The organism is Pandoraea sp. LA3 (genome assembly GCF_022696215.1).
In the GTDB taxonomy this organism is placed as follows: Bacteria; Pseudomonadota; Gammaproteobacteria; order Burkholderiales; family Burkholderiaceae; genus Pandoraea; species Pandoraea capi.
The window spans coordinates 398,882-418,310 of record NZ_PTPY01000030.1; the positions used below are offsets into that span (position 1 = coordinate 398,882).

The window sequence follows — 19,429 nt, forward strand, 5'->3', positions numbered from 1 at the left end:
TCGATCCCCCGTAGACGCGCCTTCGGCCCATCCCGGAACGGGCTGGCGCGGACACGTCACACGGAGCCGGTACAATTGCAGAAAAACACCTCCGGCAATCCGTTGCGATGATGTCTGCTTCACCTGCCCGAACTGTCCAATCCATGCTTTCTTTACGTCCCGTGCGCGGTGCTCTGGCACTCGCCACACTCACCGCCGTGCTCGCCGGCTGCGCCAGCACACCGCCGGGCACCGCCCCGGCCAGCCAGAAAGTGACGCATACGCCGGTATCGGCGCCCGCGAACGCCGCGCCCCCGGCCACTGCCGTCGAAGCGGCTCAGGCCGTCACACCGCTGCCGTGGTGCGTGCAAACCTCCCTTCGCGAAGAAGACGACCTGATGCGCAACTTCGGCGGCATTCCCGCCGGCGTTCGCAAAATCGAGGAAACGCGCTTCATCGCCAGCTACGACCGCGCGACCGGCAAGGTCGGCCCGCTCGATAACGGCAACCGCATCGTGATGGAGTTCGACCTGCAAGGTCATCTGCTCGCCAGCACCGACCGTGGCCGTTACACGTACGGCGCAGACGGTCGGCTGCACAGCATCGACGGTGCAACCGTAGACTGGGAGGGGCCTGACGCGTGGATCGTGCACGCGGTGCGCCATCCGGCATGGAAGGAGCAGGTGCGTCAGGAGGATGGGCACCTGGAATGGACGCGCAGCATCGTGTCCGCGTCGAGCAGCCTGCATCACCGCCGCCCGGGCACCGTGCAGGCGCGACAGTTCGACGACGAGTGCTTCGCGTTGTCGCGTCAGTGGGAAGCGCCGAACGAAGCCCGGCGGGTGATCACGGCGGATGGCCGGGCACGTCCCGCGCCGAAGATGGTGTCGTATCGCACCTTCGCGAGCGTCGAGCGCAAACCCGATGGCGGCCGAATCGTGCGTGATAACGGCGCTTCGGCCTTTATCGACGGACAGTGGCTGCCGCTAGCCTGGGACAACGAGGTCTCGGAATATTCTCCGAATCACGAGCTGATGCGCGTCACCCGCACCGATGCGGCGACCGGCGAGCGTCACGTGTCCGAGTATCACTACAAGTACGACAGCCACGGCAACATCGTGCGTATCGTTATCACGTCGCCCGGCGACAGGGTCGACCCGTTTGCCAACGTGTTCGTGCGCAAGCTGACGTATTTCGACGCGACAACCGGTGTCGCACTCAATGGCTCGAACGGTGCATCGACGCCCGCCCCGACCCTGCCTGTCGTTTCGGCACCGGCAGTGACTGCAACGCCCCCAGCCACAACGGTGGCGTTGCCTGCGGCAGCTTCTGCCGCCACCGGCAACGCGTTTACGTCGGCAAAGTAAAGCGGAACGTTGCGCCCTGCCCCGCCTGACCGGTCGTATCCACTAGCGTGATGCGCCGGTCGTGCAGTTGCAGGATTCGGTGCACGATCCGCAGTCCGAGCCCGCCTTCGCGGCGAGCGCCGCCCACCGTGAAGGGACGCTCGAAGAGCCCTTCGCGCGCATTCTCCGGAATGCCCGGCCCCGTGTCGCTCACGCGCACTTCGATTTCCGAGCCGACCGGCGCCACCGCCACCGTGATCTCCCCGCCCGACGGCGTATAGCGCAACGCGTTTTCCAGCAGGTTCGTGAACACGCGCTCGATCAGTCCGAGATCGGCACGGGCGGCCGGAATCTGCGGAGCCAGTTGTGCGCGCAATGCCACGCCGCGCGACTCGGCGCTCAGTTCGAATTTCTGAAAGACGTCCTGAATCAGATCCGTCACCGAGAACGGCTCCGCCTCGGGTTGCACGAACCCGTGCTCCAGACGCGCCAGTTCGAACAGCGACTGCGCCAGCGCGCCCACCTTACGGCTCTGATCCAACGCGATGCCCAGATAGCGCCGCCGCTCGGCGGGCGTGAGCGTGGCGTCCTTGAGCGAGAGCGTCTCCAGATAGCCGTGCATCGACGAGAGCGGCGTTCGCAGATCGTGGGAGATGTTGGCGATGAGTTCGCGCCGCTCCTGATCCTGACGCGTCAACGTGCGCCACTGCGTGCCCAGTCGCTCGGCCATCTGGCGGAAAGCACGCTCCAGCACCATGATTTCGTCGCTGGGCCGCGACTGCTGTGCCGCCAGTTCCTCGGCCGACATCGACGACATGGGGGCAGGCGCGGCAACCGGCGGTGCGGCGTCGATATCGAATTCGCGCACGGTATCGGTCAGGCGACGCAATGGGCGCGTGATGAGCGCGAACGCCGCCAGACCGGCGATCAGGCACAACGCCGCCACCAGTCCGATCGACCACAGCGCCGTGTTCAGTGCCGCGCTCGTCGCGCCACGCTCGGCGAAGCGGTCGTGCGCCTCACCCAACAGCACCACGTACACGTAGCCGACTTCGCGCCCATCCACACGCAACGGGGCCGCGCTGAACACTTTGCGCACATCGCTGTTGCGCGGATCGTCGCCGTAAATCGGCAGCGCTTCGCCATCGATCAATTGATGCACCGGCCCGAGATCGACCTGCGCGCGTCGCAGGCGTCCCTCCGGTGCGGCGTGCCCGGTGATGCGGCCCTGTTCATCGAGCAGATAAACCTCGACGCTCGGGTTCACGACCATGAGTTGACCGAACAGACGCCGCACGGCGTCGGGCTTCATGCCGTTCGCGTCCATCAGTTGCGCGTTCGCGGCGATATGTTCGGCCAGCCCGCGCGACAGCCCCTGAATCACTTCGGCTTCGTGCATGCGGTTCGCCTGCACCTGCATCCACGCGGACGTGCCGCTGCAAATCAGCAGCAGGACCGCGAAAACGACCGACAGACGTTGAGTCAGTGTGAGATTCCAGCGACGCATCATGCAGCTCCTGCCTCGCTACCGGCGCCACCCGCGCCATCGGGTGCGCCGTCGTTCGCGAACTTGTAGCCGCGGCCCCAAACCGTCAGGATGCGCGTCGGCTGCGCCGGATCGGCCTCGATCTTCGCGCGCAACCGGTTGATGTGCGTGTTGACGGTGTGCTCGTAGCCCTCGTGCTGATACCCCCACACGGCGTTGAGCAGATCCATGCGTGAGAACACCTTGCCGGGCTGGCGAGCGAAGAAATACAGCAGATCGAACTCGCGCGGCGTGAGATCCAGCAGCTTGCCGGCGAGCGACGCCTCGCGGGCGATCGGATCGATGAAGAGACCCGCGATCGCCAGACTGCCCGCTTCCATGCGGGCGTTGCGCGCCAGGGCGTCGACACGGCGCATGAGCGCCTTGACCCGCGCCACCAGCTCCAGCACGGAAAACGGCTTGGCGAGATAGTCGTCCGCGCCCAGCTCTAACCCGAGAATGCGGTGCACCTCGCTGGAGCGGGCGCTCGTAATGATGATGGGGGTGTAACGGGTCATTTCACGCGCCCGGCGGCAGATCTCAAGCCCGTCGACGCCCGGCAGCATCAGATCGAGAATCAGCGCATCCCATCCGCCTTCGGCCAGACGGCGCAAGCCCTCGTTGCCGTCGGCGCAATGCACGACTTCAAAGCGCTCGTCGCGCAGATGCAGCGTGAGCAGGTCGGCGATATGCACGTCGTCTTCGACGAGCAGAACACGGCGCGGCGATTCCATCGAACGGGTAGCTCCCGAAAAGTGAGGGCGGCGGATGATAACCGATGCTAGCGGCACTTTAGCGCCCTGATAGCAGCGTATTAGCGGATGCTAACGGCTCCCATTGTGCGCAGAACCGGCGCTCGCAGGTATCACGAATTGTTTAATTTTACGTGAGGACTTTGCCATCGCTCGCGCACTACCCTTCAGTCATCGATCCGGCGTGGATCCCCTCTGTGCCGTACCACCGCCGTCGCGCTCCCCGTTTTTGCTGCGGCGGGGCCAGCCCACCCCGGATCGTCCCACTGACCGGAGGATGTCATGAGATTGTCCGATTTGTACCCGCCCAAGCCACGCAAGCCGATCCAGGCGCTTGAGGCAAAACAGTCGCCGGCGCCGCGTCAGAGCGCGCAATCCGGCGCCGCCGACGCCGGGGCAACGCCTGCCCGCCGTCTCTTCCTGCTGAGCGCGAGCGCGGCGGCTGCCGCAGCGGCCGCCGGGCTAGTGCCGCGTCTGGTACGTCCGGCCTTTGCCGACGACAGCCGCCGTGCGGGCGCGCCCGCACATTTCGAGGTCGCCTTCAGCGACGCCGAATGGCGCAAGCGTCTCTCGCCCGGACAGTACGAAATCCTGCGTCAGGAAGGCACCGAACGCCCGTATTCCAGCCCGCTGAACGACGAACACCGCGCCGGCACCTTCGCGTGCGCGGGCTGTGCACAGCCGCTGTTCTCGTCGCGCACCAAGTTCGACAGCCATACCGGCTGGCCAAGCTTCTGGACCCCGCTCGACAAGGCCGTGGGCACCCGCACCGACACCACGTTCGGGATGATTCGTACCGAAGTCCATTGCAGCCGTTGCGGCGGCCATCTGGGTCACGTATTCGACGACGGCCCGAAGCCGACCGGCCTGCGCTACTGCATGAACGGTCTGGCGATGACATTCCTCCCGCAAGCCGCCTGAGTGCCCGCACGGGTCCCGCCAGCCAGCCCGATGGCAAGCGACGAGACCCGCAGCGGCACTCAGGCAATGAAGAGAAGCACCGTCCCGGCTGAAGCCGGTCCCGACTCACCGCTCACTCTATAAAAACTTGCACCGTCCGAAGATCGGACGTCGCCCAAGGAGCGCTTCATGACTTTGCTCATCCTTGCCTACCTCGGTGGGATTCTGACGATCGTCAGCCCGTGCATCTTGCCGGTGCTGCCGTTCGTGTTCTCGCGCGCCGGTCAGTCGTTCTCGCGCAGCGTGCTGCCCATGCTCGCCGGCATGGTGCTGATGTTCGCGGTCGTCGCCACGCTCGCCGCCGTCGGCGGTAGCTGGGTCGTGCAGGCCAACCAGTACGGACGCTGGCTCGCCCTCGCGCTCGTCGCCATCTTCGGTGCGACGCTGCTGTTCCCGAAACTGGCCGAACGCCTGACGCACCCGCTCGTGTCGCTCGGCAATCGTCTGACGCAGTCCGCACAAGGTGACGGCACAACCCCCGATGGCGAATCGAAGGGTGCCGGCCCGGGCGCCTCGTTCCTGCTCGGCATCGCCACCGGTCTGCTGTGGGCGCCCTGCGCCGGCCCGATTCTCGGTCTGGTGCTCACCGGCGCCGCCCTGCAAGGCGCGAGCGTCGGCACCACGTTGCTGCTGATCGCTTACGCGGCAGGTGCAGCGACCTCGCTCGCCCTGGCGTTGCTCGTCGGCGGACGCGTCTTCGCCACCATGAAGCGCTCCCTCGGCGCAGGCGAATGGATTCGCCGCGTGCTGGGCGGCCTGATGCTCGCAGGCGTCGGTGCGATTGCGCTGGGTCTCGACACGGGCGTACTCGCCCAATTGTCGACGGCGTCGACCGGCGGCATCGAACAGCGTCTGGTCGATCAACTGGGCGGCCGTGGCAATGCTGCGAATGTCGGTAATCGCGGCAATGCCGACGATAGCGCCAATAGCACCAACAGCGCCGCCACCGAAGCCCCGACGGCAGACGCTGGCAATGGCAACGGCAACGGCACGGACAGCACGAACAACGCTGCCGGTGGCCCCGCCATGATGGCCGCGAGCAATGCCATGGTTCGCACCGCAGCGAGCGAGCCCGCACCGCTGCCCGTCGAAGGCCAGTTGCCCTCGCTCGACGGTGCCGTTCAATGGCTCAACTCGCCGCCGCTCACCGCACAGGCACTGCGTGGCAAGGTCGTGCTCATCGACTTCTGGACCTACTCCTGCATCAACTGCCTGCGCACGCTGCCGTACGTGAAAGCGTGGGCACAGAAGTATCGCGATCAGGGGCTCGTCGTCATCGGCGTACACGCACCGGAATTCGCCTTCGAGCGCGACATCGGCAACGTGAAGAAAGCCGTGCACGATCTCGGCGTCGACTATCCGGTCGCCATCGACAACAACTACGCCATCTGGCGCGGCTTCAACAATCAGTATTGGCCGGCGCACTACTTCGTCGATGCGCAGGGCCGCGTGCGTTACCACCACTTCGGTGAGGGCAACTACGCCGAATCGGAGCGCGTGATCCAGCAACTGCTGCGTGAAGCCGGTGCCAAGCAGGTCGCCGACAGCATCACGGACGTCAAGGCCAGCGGCGTGCAACAAGCCGCCGACATGGGCGATGTCCAGTCGCCGGAAACGTACGTCGGCTACGAACGCGCCGAAAACTTCGCGTCGCCGGGCGGCGCCGTGAAGGACGCCGTGAACGAGTACCACGCCCCGTCGATGCCGTCGCTCAACAACTGGGGATTCGCCGGGCAATGGAAGGTCGGCCCCGAGCAGGCGACGGCTACGCAGGTTGGTGCACGCATCGTCTACCGCTTCCACGCTCGTGACCTGCACCTGGTGCTTGGCCCCGACGCCAGCGGCAAGCCCGTGCGCTTCCGCGTGACCGTCGACGGAGAGGCCCCGGGCGACGCGCATGGCACCGACGTCGCGGCCGACGGCACCGGCACGGTGACCTCGCAGCGTCTGTATCAACTGGTCCGTCAAAAGGGCGACGTGCGCGACCACACGTTCAGCATCGAGTTTCTCGACGCCGGGGCGTCTGCCTACGCCTTCACGTTCGGTTGATCGAAAAACCAGGACTCACTAACGCCGTACAAGTCCATACAACGCCCTACAGGCCCTTACAACACCGCAACCAAGGCGTCCGTCGACGCCGGGAGTCTTAAGATGACCAAGTTCGATTCACAACAACGGCAACAACAGCAACAACCGCAGCAAGCGCTCCATCGCGATGCCGCCACATCGCGCCGCAAGACGTCACCGATCTCGCACTTGCGACGCGCCCTGATCGGCACGGCCGCCGTCGCCGCCGGGGTCTTCGTGTGGCAATCGGGGGCGTTCGCCTTTGGCGCCGAGGATGCCGTCGTCATTGCCGCACCAAAGCTCGACGAACCGTCGACGGGCGCCCGCACCGAAACGGCGGTCTTCGCCGGCGGCTGCTTCTGGGGCGTGCAGGGTGTCTTCCAGCACGTGAAGGGCGTGACGAAGGCCGAGTCAGGCTATGCCGGTGGCACTGCCAAGACGGCCGACTATGAGACGGTCAGCACGGGCTCGACCGGGCATGCCGAATCGGTGCAGGTGACGTTCGATCCGCAGCAGGTGTCTTACGGCAAGCTGCTGCAAATCTACTTCTCGGTGGCGCATAACCCCACGGAGGTGAACCGCCAGGGCCCGGACAGCGGCACGCAATACCGCTCGGCCGTCTTCCCGATGACCGATGCACAGCGCCAGGTCGCCACCGCCTACATCGCTCAGCTGGACGCTTCGCACGCCTACAACAAGCCCATTGCCACGAAGGTCGAGAAGTACACCGGCTTCTACGCTGCCGAGACGTATCACCAGGACTTCCTCACGGAGCACCCGACCTATCCGTACATCGTCATCAACGATCTGCCGAAGGTGAAGGACCTCAAGCGCATTTTCCCCACGCAGTACCGCGATTCGCCGGTGCTCGTGAAAACCGCTTCGACGAAGTAAATGTTGCGGTGGAGGAGAACGGCGGTCGTCTCGTCAAAGAGGCCGCTGCCGTCGATATGGCAGGTGTAGGTGTAGTTGGTATTGCAGTAGCTGTGTGCAGTAGCAGTAGCAGTAGCAGTAGCAGTACGGTAATTGCTGTCGAAGTCGCGTTACCAGTAGTAAGCGCAGTGCAATAGCGAGAGCAGGAAGGGCCCGGGTGCCGCTCATGCAGGGCACCCGGCAGCCCCTTACTCACCGACGCTTTACGCACCGGCCAACTCACGCGACCGCCAACCTCAACGGTCGCTCAACTGATCAACTGAACAGCGGATCAGCGATTCTCGGCAAGGCGGTAAACACGCAGACGATGCCCATCCGGATCGGACGCGACGAACGTGCGGCCGAAGTCCATCGTCGTCGGCGCCTGAAGAATCGTGATGCCTCGCGAACTCCAGTCCTCCCACGTCGCATCGACGTGTGCATACGACGCCACCGGGAACACCACCTCGCTGCCGCCCGGCGGCGCAATCGCCGTCGGCGCCACGGAGAAGCGCGCCCACAGGCCGAGCTTCATCCCCGAGGGAAAAGCAAACAACGCAAATCCCGGCGACGCTTCCACCGGTTCCAGATCGAACAGATCCGAATAGAAACCCGCGCTCTCGGGCGGGCTGGCAACGTACAAATTGATCATGTCGGGATGCAGCATGACGAGCTCCTGTCGTTCGTTATCGATGAAGTTTTTATGGACAACGCCGCTTCGATCGCTGGCGAATCGAATGCCGTCCTGCGTTGTCATGAACGTCATCGTACGAAGGGATGCTGTCAGTTTTTGTCAGCAGCAAAACACCGATTTTAAACGCATCGACGAACGGCTTTTGCACCGTCCGTCACACCGCTGACACATGCGAAACCGACGGCAACTCAGTCCTTGCCCGTCGTCTCGCGCCACGCTTTGAGCAACGCGCGACGCCCGCGCGGGTAACGCGTTACGGTCACCGTCATCGCTTCGATACGGTCGCAACGGAAGCTGCGAAAATCGTCGCGCAATTCACACCACGCCAGAATCATGCGAACACGGTCGAAGAAGCCGAGTGCGAACGGCCAGACGACGCGCTCCGACAGGCGTCCCGCTTCGTCGCGGTAGGAGAGATGGAGTTTGCGTTCGGCGCGAATGGCCTCGCGAATGTCGGTCAGCTCGACGATCATCGGCGGCAACGGATCGCCCGGCCCGATGAGCAATGTCGACGCTTCCAGCGACGTGCGTAGATCCGACGGCAGCACTGCGGCGATCTTCGCCAGCGCGTTCGCGGCGGCGTCCGCCAGCGCCCCGTCGGTGCGCTTCGCAACCCAGCGCGAGCCGAGCACGATCGCCTCGATTTCCTCTTCCGAGAACATCAGCGGCGGCAGCATGAACCCCGGCTTGAGCACGTAGCCCAGCCCCGGCGCGCCTTCGATGTGCGCGCCTTGCGACTGCAATTCGGCGATGTCCCGATAGAGCGTGCGCAAGCTCACGCCGAGCGAAGTGGCGAGCGCCGCCCCCGCCACCGGATAGCGGTGACGGCGCAGCAACTGCATCAGGGAAAAGAGACGTTGTGTGCGGGACATGGCGCGTCATTATGCGCCATGTCCTGCCACGTCCGGTATGTCGCACAGCGTCGGACGACGCCGGCATGGCTTGCGATTTACTTCTGACGCAGTTGCTTGACGATCTCGGAATTCACGTCGCCCGCCTGCCCGCCGTACGCCACGCGCAGGTAGTTCGACAGCTCCGAGATCTGCGCGTCGGTGAACCGTCTGTCGAAGCCCGGCATGTCCTGCATTGCTTCGAGTCCCGGGAATTTCTGCGCCTCGACGCCATCGAGAATCGTGACGATCAGATTGCGCGGATCCTTCTGACGCACCGTCGAATTGCCCAGCATCGACACGGCCACGTGCGGCTTGCCGGTGCCATCTGCCGCGTGGCAGCCGGCGCAAACGGCGAGATACAGGTTACGGCCCGCCATCAGCTTGCTCGTATCGGGATGCTCCGGCAGCGGCTTCGGGGCCGGCGGCGCATCGCCGAGCAGGTACGTCGACAATGCACGCAGATCGTCTCCCGTCAGATACTGCGTACTCAGATGCACCACCGGATACATTTCGCCGAACGCCGAGCCTTGCGGCGCGATGCCGGTGCCGAAGAACGTTTGCAGATCCTTCACCGTCCAGCCGCGTGCCGCCAGCGCGTCGGGCGTCAGATCGGGCGCCGCGATACGCGCGAGCGCTGCGCCCCCAAGGGGCTTCGCCTTGTCGAGCTGCCCGAAGGTGCCGCGCGGGGTGTGGCACTCCGCGCAGTGGCCGAGGGCGTTGGCAAGGTAGCGCCCGCGCAGCCAGTCGGTCGACTGGCCTTTCGATGCGTCAGGCAAGGTGTCTTTCAGGAACATCCAGTCCCATGCGCGCATCGCGAAGCGCATGTTGTACGGGAACGAGAGGTCGTGTTTTCGGTTGGGCACGGCGGCCGGCTTCACCGACATCAGATAGGCGTAGATGGCATCGCTGTCCGCACGCGTCATCTGCCGGTACGACGTGTACGGCATGGCGGGATACAGCACCTTGTCCGGCGCTACGCCGTCGTGCAGCGCACGGTAGAACTCGTCTGCCGTCCATCCGCCGATGCCGTTCGTCTTGTCCGGCGTGATGTTGGTCCCGTAGAACGTACCGAACGGCGACTTGAGCGGCACGCCACCCGCGAATGGGGCACCGTCTGCGCTCGTATGACACGCCGCGCAGTCTGCCGCACGCGCCAGATACTTGCCGCGCGTGATCAGTTCGGACGGGGCCTGCGATGCTGGTGCGGACGTCGGGGCAACCGTTGCCGACGACGCTTTCGCCGCAGGCTCGCTGGCCGACGCCGCAGGTGCCGATGTAGCCGCAGACGCCGCCGGTGCGCTCGCCGCTGCCGGGGCGTCCGCTGCCATCGCGCTCGTCACTAGCGACGGGATCATCGACGTCTTCGGCTTCGGTGGTTGCGTCGGCTCGGGCGGCTTCGGCGTGTTCGAGTCGTTGCACGCGGTGACAAGCAACACGGTGGCGAGACACGCCACGCGCAGCCCCCATCGGGAGACGCGAGATCCGCGGGAGGCGCGAGTCGAATGCATGGTGGTTCCTGTCATTTCGCGCCCCCTCACTTCGCGTCCTTGATGCAACCGGGCGTCTTCAGCACAACGTCGCGCACGGCCTCGTAATAGCGCACATAACCCGTGCACCGGCAGATCTGATCGTTGAGCCCTTCGGTGATCGCGGCTTCGAGATCCGCCCGTGCAATCGGTTGACGCTTCAGCCGCTCGATCAGCACCGTCGCCGCATTCACGAACCCCGGCGTGCAGTAGCCGCACTGGAAGCTGAAATGATCGAGGAACGCCTGCTGGATCGGCGCGAGCGACACCTTGCCGTCGGCGTCGCGCGTGGCGTGCCCTTCCACCGTGCGTACCGTCTTCCCGTCGAAATAGTTCGCACCGGTGATGCAGCTACGCACCGTCTCGCTGCTGCCGTCGGCATGATCGACGATCACCACGCACGCATGGCAGATGCCCTGCCCGCACCCCAGACGCGAGCCGGTCAGCCCCAGCGTCTCGTGCAGGAAGTCGATCATCATCAGGCCGGCGGGCACGTCCATCGGACCGTGCGACACGCCGTTGACTTTCACCGTCACGGGTAACGTTTCCCACGGTTTCTTGCCATTCGACGGCGTCGAAACCGGCGCTGCACTCGCGCTGCTCATGGGTTGCGTCGCGGCAGCCGCAGACGCAGCAGACGCAGCAGACGCCGCGGAAGCCGATGCCGCCTGTGGTGCGCTCACCGTGTTCGGTGCGTTCGTTGTGTCCGTCATGCCAGTACCTCCTGGATCTTCTCCGGCGTCACCGGCAAATCAGTAAATCGATGGCCGATCGCATGCGCGAGGCCGTTCACAATGGCGCCCACCACGGGAATCATCACCACTTCGGCGATGCCCTTGGGCACGTCGGTCTCGGAGATCGGCGGCAGCACTTCGCCCGTTTGCGTCCAGACAGCGACGTCCACCGCGCGCGGCAGGTGATAACGGTTGAAGTTCCACGTGCCATTGCCGGGGCCGTCTTCGTACAGCGGCAGGTATTCGTGCAACGCATGGCCGATGCCCATCGCGAGCCCGCCTTGCAGTTGCCCCGAGACGAGTTGCGGCGAAATCTGATTGCCGCACTCCATGATCGAGTGATGCGAAATCAGTTCGACCTTGCCCGACGCTTCGTGCACGGACAATTCGACGAGCGTGCCCACTGCGCTGTAATACGTCACAGCCGCGTTGTTGCGCTGCACCGGCGGGTAATAGACGCGCTTGCGGTCGAAAGTCCGATAGCCGGTAGCGGGCACGGGTGCCGCGACTTGCGCCCCTATGGCACTCGTGGCGCTCGCGTTGGCCGAATGCGCCCCTTTCGCACCCTGCGATGCGGATGCGGCAGCCGATTTCGCTGGCGCGTTGCCGCTGCGATGCGCCGCCTTCGCCGCGGGGGCCTGCGCCGCCTGCGTCTGTGCGGCGGCAGCCGCCGGGTTCGCCCCGCCCTTGCCGAAACGCAGCGCAATGCCGTCGACCGGCAGGCGCTGCGTCACACCGTCGCCCAGATCCCAGTCGGCTTCGGCCCACTGCCAGCGGTTGAACACGTGCACCGTCGCGCCCGTGGCGAGTCCCAGATCGTGGGCCGTCTTCGCGAGCATGGCGAACGGCAGCGCTTCGAGCCCGGCCGCAGAAAGCTTGCCCTCGACCCAGCGCGCGTCTTCGGCGCGCACCACGAGCGGTGCGGCCTGACCGCCGCCCAGCCCCCGGCGCCAGATCGACAGCGCCGCCGGCCACAGGCCCTGCAAGAACAGCAGACGCGCGGCTTCGCGCGTGCTGTGCGTGAAATAGAACGCGGAGTTCGTGGCGCTCGACGGCGACGCATACCCCGGCGACCAGCGCGGGTTCGCTGCGAGCTTGTCCTGATCGCCCTGCGACATCAGATACGGATCACCGCTCGTGACGACCGGCAGTTCCGGCCAGTCGGTGATGGCGATATGCACGTCCGTCGCGGGCATGCCCAGCCATTTCGCCACGGCCACAGCCTGCGACGTAGACGTTCCCGTACCGATCTCCGCCGCCGTGTGGTGCAGCGAAATCTTGCCGGTCTCGTCGAACTCCACGCGCGCAAACGACGTCTCCGCGCCCGTGCCGAAGTCCTTCTGCACGCACGCGAATCCCACGCCGTAGCGACGCCCCGGATGCGCGGCTTCATATTCGGCTTTCTTCTTGTCGCGCTGCGTCCACAACGGATGCGCCTTCGCGCGGGCGAGCACTTCGTCGACCCGTACCGCCCCGGCGGGGATCGCGCCCTGCGTGTTCTTCATGCCCGAGCGCAACGCGTTCTTCATGCGGAAGTCGATCGCGTCGAGACCGAGTTGTGCGGCCATCTCGTCGATCATCATCTCGGTGGCCGCCATCGACTGCAACGTGCCGTACCCGCGCGCCGAGCCCGCATCGATCGCGCGCGAGGCAATCGCCACGCTCGCCAGATCGCTTTGCGGGAAGTAGTAGATCGACTGCGCGGCCGTAGCACCCACCATCGCCACCGAGGGCGAGAAGTTCATGCGGCCGCCGCCGTTGCACTCCATGTCGGCTGCGAACGCCTGAAGCATGCCGCTCTCTTTGTCGACGCCGATGCGATAGCGCATCGTGAAGGCGTGACGCTTGAGCGACGTCTGAAACTGTTCGTAGCGGTCGTTGGCGAGCCGCACCGGCAGGCCATCGCCGTACATCGCGGCGGCCAGTCCGTAAAACGGCATGTTGTAGTGATCCTTCGAGCCATAGCCGACCGTGTAGCACGGATAGACGATCAGACGCCTGACCGGAAAGTGCCCTTTCGCCGCCATCGCCGCCGCGTTCTCCGCCACTTCCGACGGCGACTGCGTGGGCACCACCATGTGCAGCGTTTGCGTCGCGGCGTCGTACCAGCAGTTGGCGTTATCGGGTTCGAGCGCCGCCGTGTCGACCGACTGCGTGCGGTACTCGCGCGACATCACCAGCCAGTTCGACGGCGGATGCGCGAGCGCGTCGCCGATCTTGCCGGCATGCGCCATGCCCTGCTCGTCGAGTTTGCCGTGATCGTTGCCGTCCGGCCAGACAGGCAGATGCTTGCGCATCATGCTCGGGAAGATCGGGGCATCCTTCAGACTGGAGTAGACGTCATCGTCGTAGGCTGTCTTGCCACCCACACGCACGTACCGGAAGCTGCCCCACGGGTCGCGTTCCAGCGGGCCGGTGACATCGCCGTAACGAATGATTTCGTCGTGGAACTTGAGTTTGTCCTTGGCAAAGCGAAAGCGCGTGAAATCCTTGTAGATCAGAATCGCGACCGCGTGCCCGAGATAGGCGGGCGTCTTGCCCGTGGGCAGCAGCATGTCGTCGCCATAGAACTCGGGGAAGGCGATGCCGTCGCGCGCGAGATCGTCGGCCGTCACCAGACGGTCGGGTTGCAGACCGTCGTCCAGACGCGAGAGATCGAAACCGAGATAGGGACGGTCGGCGAGCGTGGTGCGCAACACGAAGGCATGCGCCTGTTGCGCGGGCCAGCCCGGCATGTCGCGCGAGCGCACGTCGCGCGCGAAAATCTTGCTGCCGGTGACTTTGGCCGTGCCGTCGATACGGAATTTCGCTTGTCCCTTGACGGCGTCCCACGCGACCGGCGTGAGGTTCCTGTCTTCGAAGAGCGCGGCAAATGCCCGGCTGCCCATCGGCGCGATGTACACGGAGATCCCCGCGATGACCGACGCCTTGAGGAACCCGCGACGCGTCAACGCGAATCCGGGCGACGTCTCGGGACTCGTGGTGTTCGATGCACTTGCGGGAGATTGGGGGGATGCGCTGGCGTCATGACGAGCGTCGTCGCTCGACACGGCCGCGGATGGACTGTGTTTTCTTGGCAGGCGCGGCATATGCGTTCCGTCCGTCTTGTTTTGGGGGGACGTGCCACGAACACGAATGCGACCCGCAACTCCCGAACGACAAAACGGCACTGCAACGATTCACGCGGCCACATCGTCACGCACTGACGTCACTTACATCGCTGACGTCTGACGATATGGACCCACGATGCATGTTCACAATGCGTGACATTCGCGCGCCGTGATGCGCTCAGGAAGTGCGATGAGAACACGCTTCATGAGTGACACCGGACGTTTCAAGGCTACACGCCGACTCCATGAATGACAAGGTTGGGCATGACGCACTGCGTGAGAACGCGCCCGTCGCATCACGCATTGCGCACCGCGCGGCGGGCGCGAGCGGGCGATATTCGCAACGCGTGATGTTCGCTATGCCAAATAAGAAATGCCGCTATATCCGGGCGGACACAGCGGCATCGAAAAGTTTGTGTAGCGCGTGCTTTTTCGCATCACGTGCGCGTCAGACCGACATCAGGCAATACGCAACTCCATGCACGTCAGATCGAGCCAGCGACCGAACTTCGTGCCGACTTCGCTGAACGTGCCAACCATGCGAAAACCGAGCTTTTCGTGCAGACGAATCGACGGTGCGTTCTGGGCTTCGATGGCCGCGATCATCACGTGCACATCGAGGGCGCGCGCCCGCTCGATGAGCGCAAGCATGAGCGCCTCACCGAGGCCGCCACCGCGTGCATTCTTGTCGATGTAGATCGAATGCTCGACGGTGTGCCGATAGCCATCGAATGCGCGCCAGTCGCCGAACGAGGCGTAGCCCACGGTCTTGCCATCGCGCTCGGCAACGATCACCGGATAGCCGCGCTTCAGACGTGCCGCCAGCCACTCGCGGCGATTATCGAGGTCGACGAGGATCTCGTTCCAGATCGCGGTGGTGTGCTCGACGGCGTCGTTGTAGATGTCGCGGATGACCGGGAGGTCGGCGTCGGTGGCGTCGCGAATCGTCAGCGAAGCCGACGATGAGGAGGAAGCAGTCATTTCAGAAATCCCGCAAGCAAGTGGCCGCATGCCAGTGTGTGATCACATTTGCCGTATCACCCGCATACGGCCATGAAAAGGCGACAAGCATGACACCAAGGGTCACCGTGCCGTCAATTCGTGGCATCCATTTTACTAGAAATAAATTTCCAGTAAACTGGACGCCATGGATATCAACGAACGCATCGCCCGCCGTGTGCGCGACCTGCGCAGCGAGCGCGGCTACTCCCTCGACACGCTGGCCGAGCGCAGCGGCGTGAGCCGTTCGAGCATTTCACTCATCGAGCGCGCGCAGACGAGCCCGACGGCCAACGTGCTGGACAAGCTCGCCACCGCGCTGGACGTCACGCTGGCGTCGCTCTTCGACGAGCAGGCCGAAGCCGATGTCCCCCCCTCACCGCTCGCCCGCTACGCCGATCAGCCCGTGTGGACCGATCCCGATTCGGGTTACGTGAGACGCAATCTCTCGCCGTCGCAACCGTCACCGCTCCAGTTCGTGGAGGTCCGGTTCCCGGCGGGCGAGCGCGTCGCCTACGACACCGGCGCGAGGGACAACGAAGTCTGGCAACAGATCTGGGTTATCGACGGCACCATCGAAATCACGCTCGGCAGTACCACCTGGCGACTCGATACCGGCGATTGCCTCGCCATGCGGCTCGATCAGCCGATCGGCTTTCACAATCCCACGTCGGCCACGGCGCGCTACCTCGTCGGGCTCGTCACATTGCCGTTTCATGCTGCGAGGAGAACGCCCTGATGTCTTCCGCTTCCCCCGTCTCCGACATTGTCGTGACATCGCTCGACGGTGAACAGGCGTTTGCGGCCGTCGACGCCCTCGCCGACGTGCTCATCGATTGCGTGGAAGGTGGCGCATCGGTGAGCTTCATGCTGCCGCTCACCCGAGAGCGCGCGACGGCGTTCTGGTGCAAGGTCGCCGAAGGTGTCGCCCGGGGCGAGCGCGTGTTGCTCGTGGCGCGACGTGCCGCCGATCCAGCCGACGGCGGCGGGATCGGCAGTATCGTCGGCACCGTGCAACTGATTCTCGATCTGCCGGAGAATCAGCCGCACCGCGCCGACGTCGCCAAGATGCTCGTGCACCGTTCTGTCAGGCGTCAGGGCGTAGCCCAGCGCTTGATGGCCGCGCTCGACGATGCCGCACGGGCCCATGCACGTCACGTGCTGGTGCTCGACACCGTCACGGGCGGCGATGCGGAACGGCTCTACCAGCGTAGCGGCTGGCAACGCGCGGGGGACGTCCCGAAGTTCGCGCTCATGCCGGACGGCGAATACTGCGCCACGACCTTCTACTACAAGCACCTCTGATACTTGCGGCGCGATGCTCGTCCGGCGCTGGTCCATGGGTGCTTCATGGCCAGTCACGCCGGACCGCACGTCGTTAGATCAACGCAGCGCCGCCAATCCGGCAAGCAACGCCTTGTGGAACGCTGCCGGGTCTTGCATCTGTGGGGCGTGCCCCAGATCGGGGAATTCGACGAGGGTCGAATCCGGAATCGTGGCATGCGTGGTCTTGCCCAGTTCCGCATAGTGGCCGATGCGCGCCTGTACGTCAGGCGGCGAGAAGTCCTTGCCGATCGCGGTGGTGTCCTTGTCGCCGATCATCAATAGCGTGGGCACGCGAATTTCCCCCAGTTCGTAGACGACCGGCTGCGTATAGATCATGTCGTAGAGCAACGCCGAATTCCACGCCACGATCCGCTTGCCCGGTCCCCGGTACATGCCTGCGAGCATCTGCACCCACGGCTCGTAGCGCTCGCTCCATTGCCCGGCGTAATACGTCGACTGTTCGTATCGACGAATGCCGGGCGCGCTCGTGCGCAATTCCCGATCGAACCACTGGTCCACCGTCCTGGACGGCACGCCCAACGCCTTCCAGTCCTCGAGACCGATCGGATTGACCAGCACCAGTTGCTGCGTCTCGTTCGGATACATCAGCGCATAACGTGCGGCCAGCATGCCGCCCGTCGAGTGGCCAATGATCGTCGCCGACGAGATACCCAGCGAAGCGAGCAACGCGTGCGTGTTATTGGCCAGTTGCTGAAAACTGTATTGGTACTGCGCCGGCTTGCTCGACTTGCAGAAACCGATCTGGTCCGGGGCAATCACGCGATAGCCTGCGCCGGCGAGCGTGTCGATCGTCTCCTGCCACGTGGCGGCGCAGAAGTTCTTGCCGTGCAACAGCACGACGGTGCGACCGTTCGCTTGCGCCGGTTTGACGTCGATATACGCCATATGCAACGGCAAGCGCTGCGACGTGAAGTCGAAACGATTGACTGGATACGGATAGTCGAAGCCCTGCAACTCCGGGCCGTAGGCCGGACCGGCGTTGGAATCCGGACCGATGGCGGGACTGGCGCCAGGACTGACCACGGTACGCTCCGGCACCGGGTCGGCGGCACGTGCGGGGGCTGCGATCAGCGTAGCGCTCAGCGTCACGAGGGAGGCAAGACTGACAAAGGCTGTGGTGCGCAATATGGCGGCAGCGTGTTGCGACAGGTGGCGCACGCGCCGGTAGAGCAATGACGGCATGGGAGGGGGGGCGTGCAATGGCACGCGAAGTGGCACAAAGCGGGATGCCCTGATTCTGCCACGCAGGCCCTTTTTTCGAAGGGCAGGGGCGACGCCTCCCGGCCGACTGTTCACGCAACGGGTTTGCACCGATTTCATTAACAATCGAGCCGAATTACCATCATTTGCAAAAATTCACGAACAAATCATCGACATCACCTTCCATCGGGGCCTGTGAAATCCCGTTTCCCGGAAAAACGGTCAGCATTTCCGTCGAAAGCCCCTTATAAATAAGGGGTTATTCACCGGACTTTCTTCACATCTTCATCAATTTTCCGAAGCGCTCGCGCGCCTCATGTTTCGGTACCCGCAACGCTACGACGGTGGGTACTCACATTACATGTAAGTGAGCGCGAACCCCGATACGTCGGGGGTTGTGGTATTTTTCTGGCGCTTCAAACGCTCGTATAAGCGAGTCCTCGCTTCGGAAACCGAAAGAATTGCGTAAAACCGGACCCCATTGATGCGTGGCGCGCATGGCTGCCACAACTTTGCCGTTTTGGGAATGGTTTTCGGGGGGCCGAAAGAAACTCGGTAAAATCCGCAGCGGCACAGGTATCCCTACATAGCGCATGCCCGTGCATGAGAGGCCCGGCAACACCTGCGGCCTCTCGCCGAAGTCGAAGTAAACGGCGTTCTCGCCGCTCAATGGAAGACAAGCATCAGATGAAAGCGCCCAGCAACCTGATTACTGGTGAAGTGCGGACCAAAATCCGCGGCATGATTCTCGCCTCGGAACTCAAGCCGGGGCAGCGCCTCATCGAGGACGATCTGATTCAATTACTTGGCGTGGGCCGCACGCCCGTGCGTGAAGCGTTGCTGATCCTTCAGGGCGAAGGTTTCATCGCGCGCAATCGCGGCTGGGAAGTGCAAGGGGCCGACCATCTGCCCGTGCGAGCGATCTTCGAGAGCCGCATGGCGATCGAATCCGAAACGGCCCGGCTGGCGGCGCGCAAGATCACGCCGGATGTCTGCAATGCGCTGGAAGCCCTGATCGAACAGATGGAGCCGAGTCCGGATCTGCCGCGTCTGGCCTTGAACCGTCTCAATACGGAATTTCACGATCTGATCGTGAAGGCAGCAGATAACGTGGTAATCGCACAGTTTCACGAACGTACGCAGTTTTACTACCGGGCGCTGCGCGTACCGGTCATGTTCTCCGACGAACAACTGCGTGCCACCAATGCGCAGCACCGCGAACTGCTCGCTGCGTTGCGCGCGCACGACGAAGCGCTCGCGGAGCAGATCGCCCGTGACCACGTCGAGACGACGATGCACATCGTCGAACCCGCCCTGCCGCGCTGAGCGGGCATTCGTGCATCGGGCGGCTCAGATCGGATTCAAGCCCTGCCCGACACCCTCAC

16 protein-coding genes are annotated in these 19,429 nt (G+C 64.3%); 7 read left to right on the forward strand and 9 right to left on the reverse strand.

Annotated features, from left to right (window positions below; translation table 11 throughout):
• The first annotated feature begins 143 nt into the window (after positions 1-143).
• Positions 144-1,346, forward strand: a complete 1,203-nt coding sequence (locus C5N93_RS11845) for a hypothetical protein (RefSeq protein ID WP_242559406.1) — start codon at positions 144-146, stop codon at positions 1,344-1,346.
• Here the strand turns inward: C5N93_RS11845 and C5N93_RS11850 are convergent.
• The gene (locus C5N93_RS11850) at positions 1,330-2,835 is read right to left on the reverse strand and encodes a HAMP domain-containing sensor histidine kinase (protein ID WP_242559407.1); all 1,506 of its coding nucleotides are present in this window, start codon (positions 2,833-2,835) and stop codon (positions 1,330-1,332) included. The genes C5N93_RS11845 and C5N93_RS11850 overlap by 17 nt on opposite strands.
• Positions 2,832-3,584, reverse strand: a complete 753-nt coding sequence (locus C5N93_RS11855; protein WP_242559408.1) for a response regulator transcription factor — start codon at positions 3,582-3,584, stop codon at positions 2,832-2,834. Before C5N93_RS11855 ends, C5N93_RS11850 begins: the two co-directional genes overlap by 4 nt.
• A gap of 300 nt (positions 3,585-3,884) precedes the next feature.
• Here C5N93_RS11855 and msrB point away from each other — a divergent pair, with 300 nt between their 5' ends.
• The 3 genes from msrB to msrA all read left to right on the forward strand — a co-directional run bounded on the left by msrB (position 3,885) and on the right by msrA (position 7,523).
• Entirely contained in the window at positions 3,885-4,523 is a 639-nt protein-coding gene (msrB, locus tag C5N93_RS11860) for a peptide-methionine (R)-S-oxide reductase MsrB (protein ID WP_242559409.1), read from the forward strand.
• Positions 4,524-4,691: 168 nt separating this feature from the next.
• A complete protein-coding gene (locus C5N93_RS11865) occupies positions 4,692-6,611 on the forward strand; it encodes a cytochrome c biogenesis protein DipZ (protein WP_242559410.1) in 1,920 nt (639 codons plus the stop codon).
• Positions 6,612-6,713: 102 nt separating this feature from the next.
• Positions 6,714-7,523: a peptide-methionine (S)-S-oxide reductase MsrA gene (gene msrA, locus C5N93_RS11870; protein WP_242559411.1), complete on the forward strand. Its 810-nt coding sequence runs from the start codon at positions 6,714-6,716 to the stop codon at positions 7,521-7,523.
• A gap of 310 nt (positions 7,524-7,833) precedes the next feature.
• Here msrA and C5N93_RS11875 read toward each other — a convergent pair whose 3' ends face one another.
• The 6 genes from C5N93_RS11875 to C5N93_RS11900 form a co-directional block, all read right to left on the reverse strand.
• Positions 7,834-8,208, reverse strand: coding sequence for a VOC family protein (locus C5N93_RS11875; RefSeq protein WP_069343983.1), 375 nt, complete (start codon positions 8,206-8,208; stop codon positions 7,834-7,836).
• A gap of 215 nt (positions 8,209-8,423) precedes the next feature.
• On the reverse strand, positions 8,424-9,107 hold the full coding sequence (locus tag C5N93_RS11880; RefSeq protein ID WP_242559412.1) for a YafY family protein: 684 nt from the start codon (positions 9,105-9,107) through the stop codon (positions 8,424-8,426).
• A 77-nt stretch (positions 9,108-9,184) separates the two neighbouring features.
• Positions 9,185-10,636: a c-type cytochrome gene (locus C5N93_RS11885; protein WP_242559413.1), complete on the reverse strand. Its 1,452-nt coding sequence runs from the start codon at positions 10,634-10,636 to the stop codon at positions 9,185-9,187.
• 26 nt (positions 10,637-10,662) lie between these two features.
• Positions 10,663-11,367: a (2Fe-2S)-binding protein gene (locus tag C5N93_RS11890; RefSeq protein WP_242559414.1), complete on the reverse strand. Its 705-nt coding sequence runs from the start codon at positions 11,365-11,367 to the stop codon at positions 10,663-10,665.
• A complete protein-coding gene (locus C5N93_RS11895) occupies positions 11,364-14,477 on the reverse strand; it encodes a molybdopterin cofactor-binding domain-containing protein (protein ID WP_242559415.1) in 3,114 nt (1,037 codons plus the stop codon). Before C5N93_RS11895 ends, C5N93_RS11890 begins: the two co-directional genes overlap by 4 nt.
• 480 nt (positions 14,478-14,957) lie before the next feature.
• Positions 14,958-15,479, reverse strand: a complete 522-nt coding sequence (locus C5N93_RS11900) for a GNAT family N-acetyltransferase (RefSeq protein ID WP_069343966.1) — start codon at positions 15,477-15,479, stop codon at positions 14,958-14,960.
• 166 nt (positions 15,480-15,645) lie between these two features.
• Here C5N93_RS11900 and C5N93_RS11905 point away from each other — a divergent pair, with 166 nt between their 5' ends.
• The gene (locus C5N93_RS11905) at positions 15,646-16,236 is read left to right on the forward strand and encodes an XRE family transcriptional regulator (RefSeq protein WP_150721369.1); all 591 of its coding nucleotides are present in this window, start codon (positions 15,646-15,648) and stop codon (positions 16,234-16,236) included.
• A complete protein-coding gene (locus tag C5N93_RS11910; RefSeq protein ID WP_242559416.1) occupies positions 16,236-16,802 on the forward strand; it encodes a GNAT family N-acetyltransferase in 567 nt (188 codons plus the stop codon). The genes C5N93_RS11905 and C5N93_RS11910 overlap by 1 nt, the downstream gene beginning before the upstream one ends.
• Positions 16,803-16,880: 78 nt before the next feature.
• On the opposite strand, the gene C5N93_RS11915 is transcribed toward C5N93_RS11910, so the two are convergent.
• Positions 16,881-18,026 (reverse strand): alpha/beta hydrolase, encoded by a 1,146-nt coding sequence (locus C5N93_RS11915; RefSeq protein ID WP_242559417.1) that lies wholly within the window; start codon positions 18,024-18,026, stop codon positions 16,881-16,883.
• Between the two features lie 705 nt (positions 18,027-18,731).
• Between C5N93_RS11915 and C5N93_RS11920 the strand changes: the two genes are divergently transcribed.
• Entirely contained in the window at positions 18,732-19,370 is a 639-nt protein-coding gene (locus C5N93_RS11920; RefSeq protein WP_170836297.1) for a GntR family transcriptional regulator, read from the forward strand.
• The last annotated feature ends 59 nt before the right edge of the window (positions 19,371-19,429 follow it).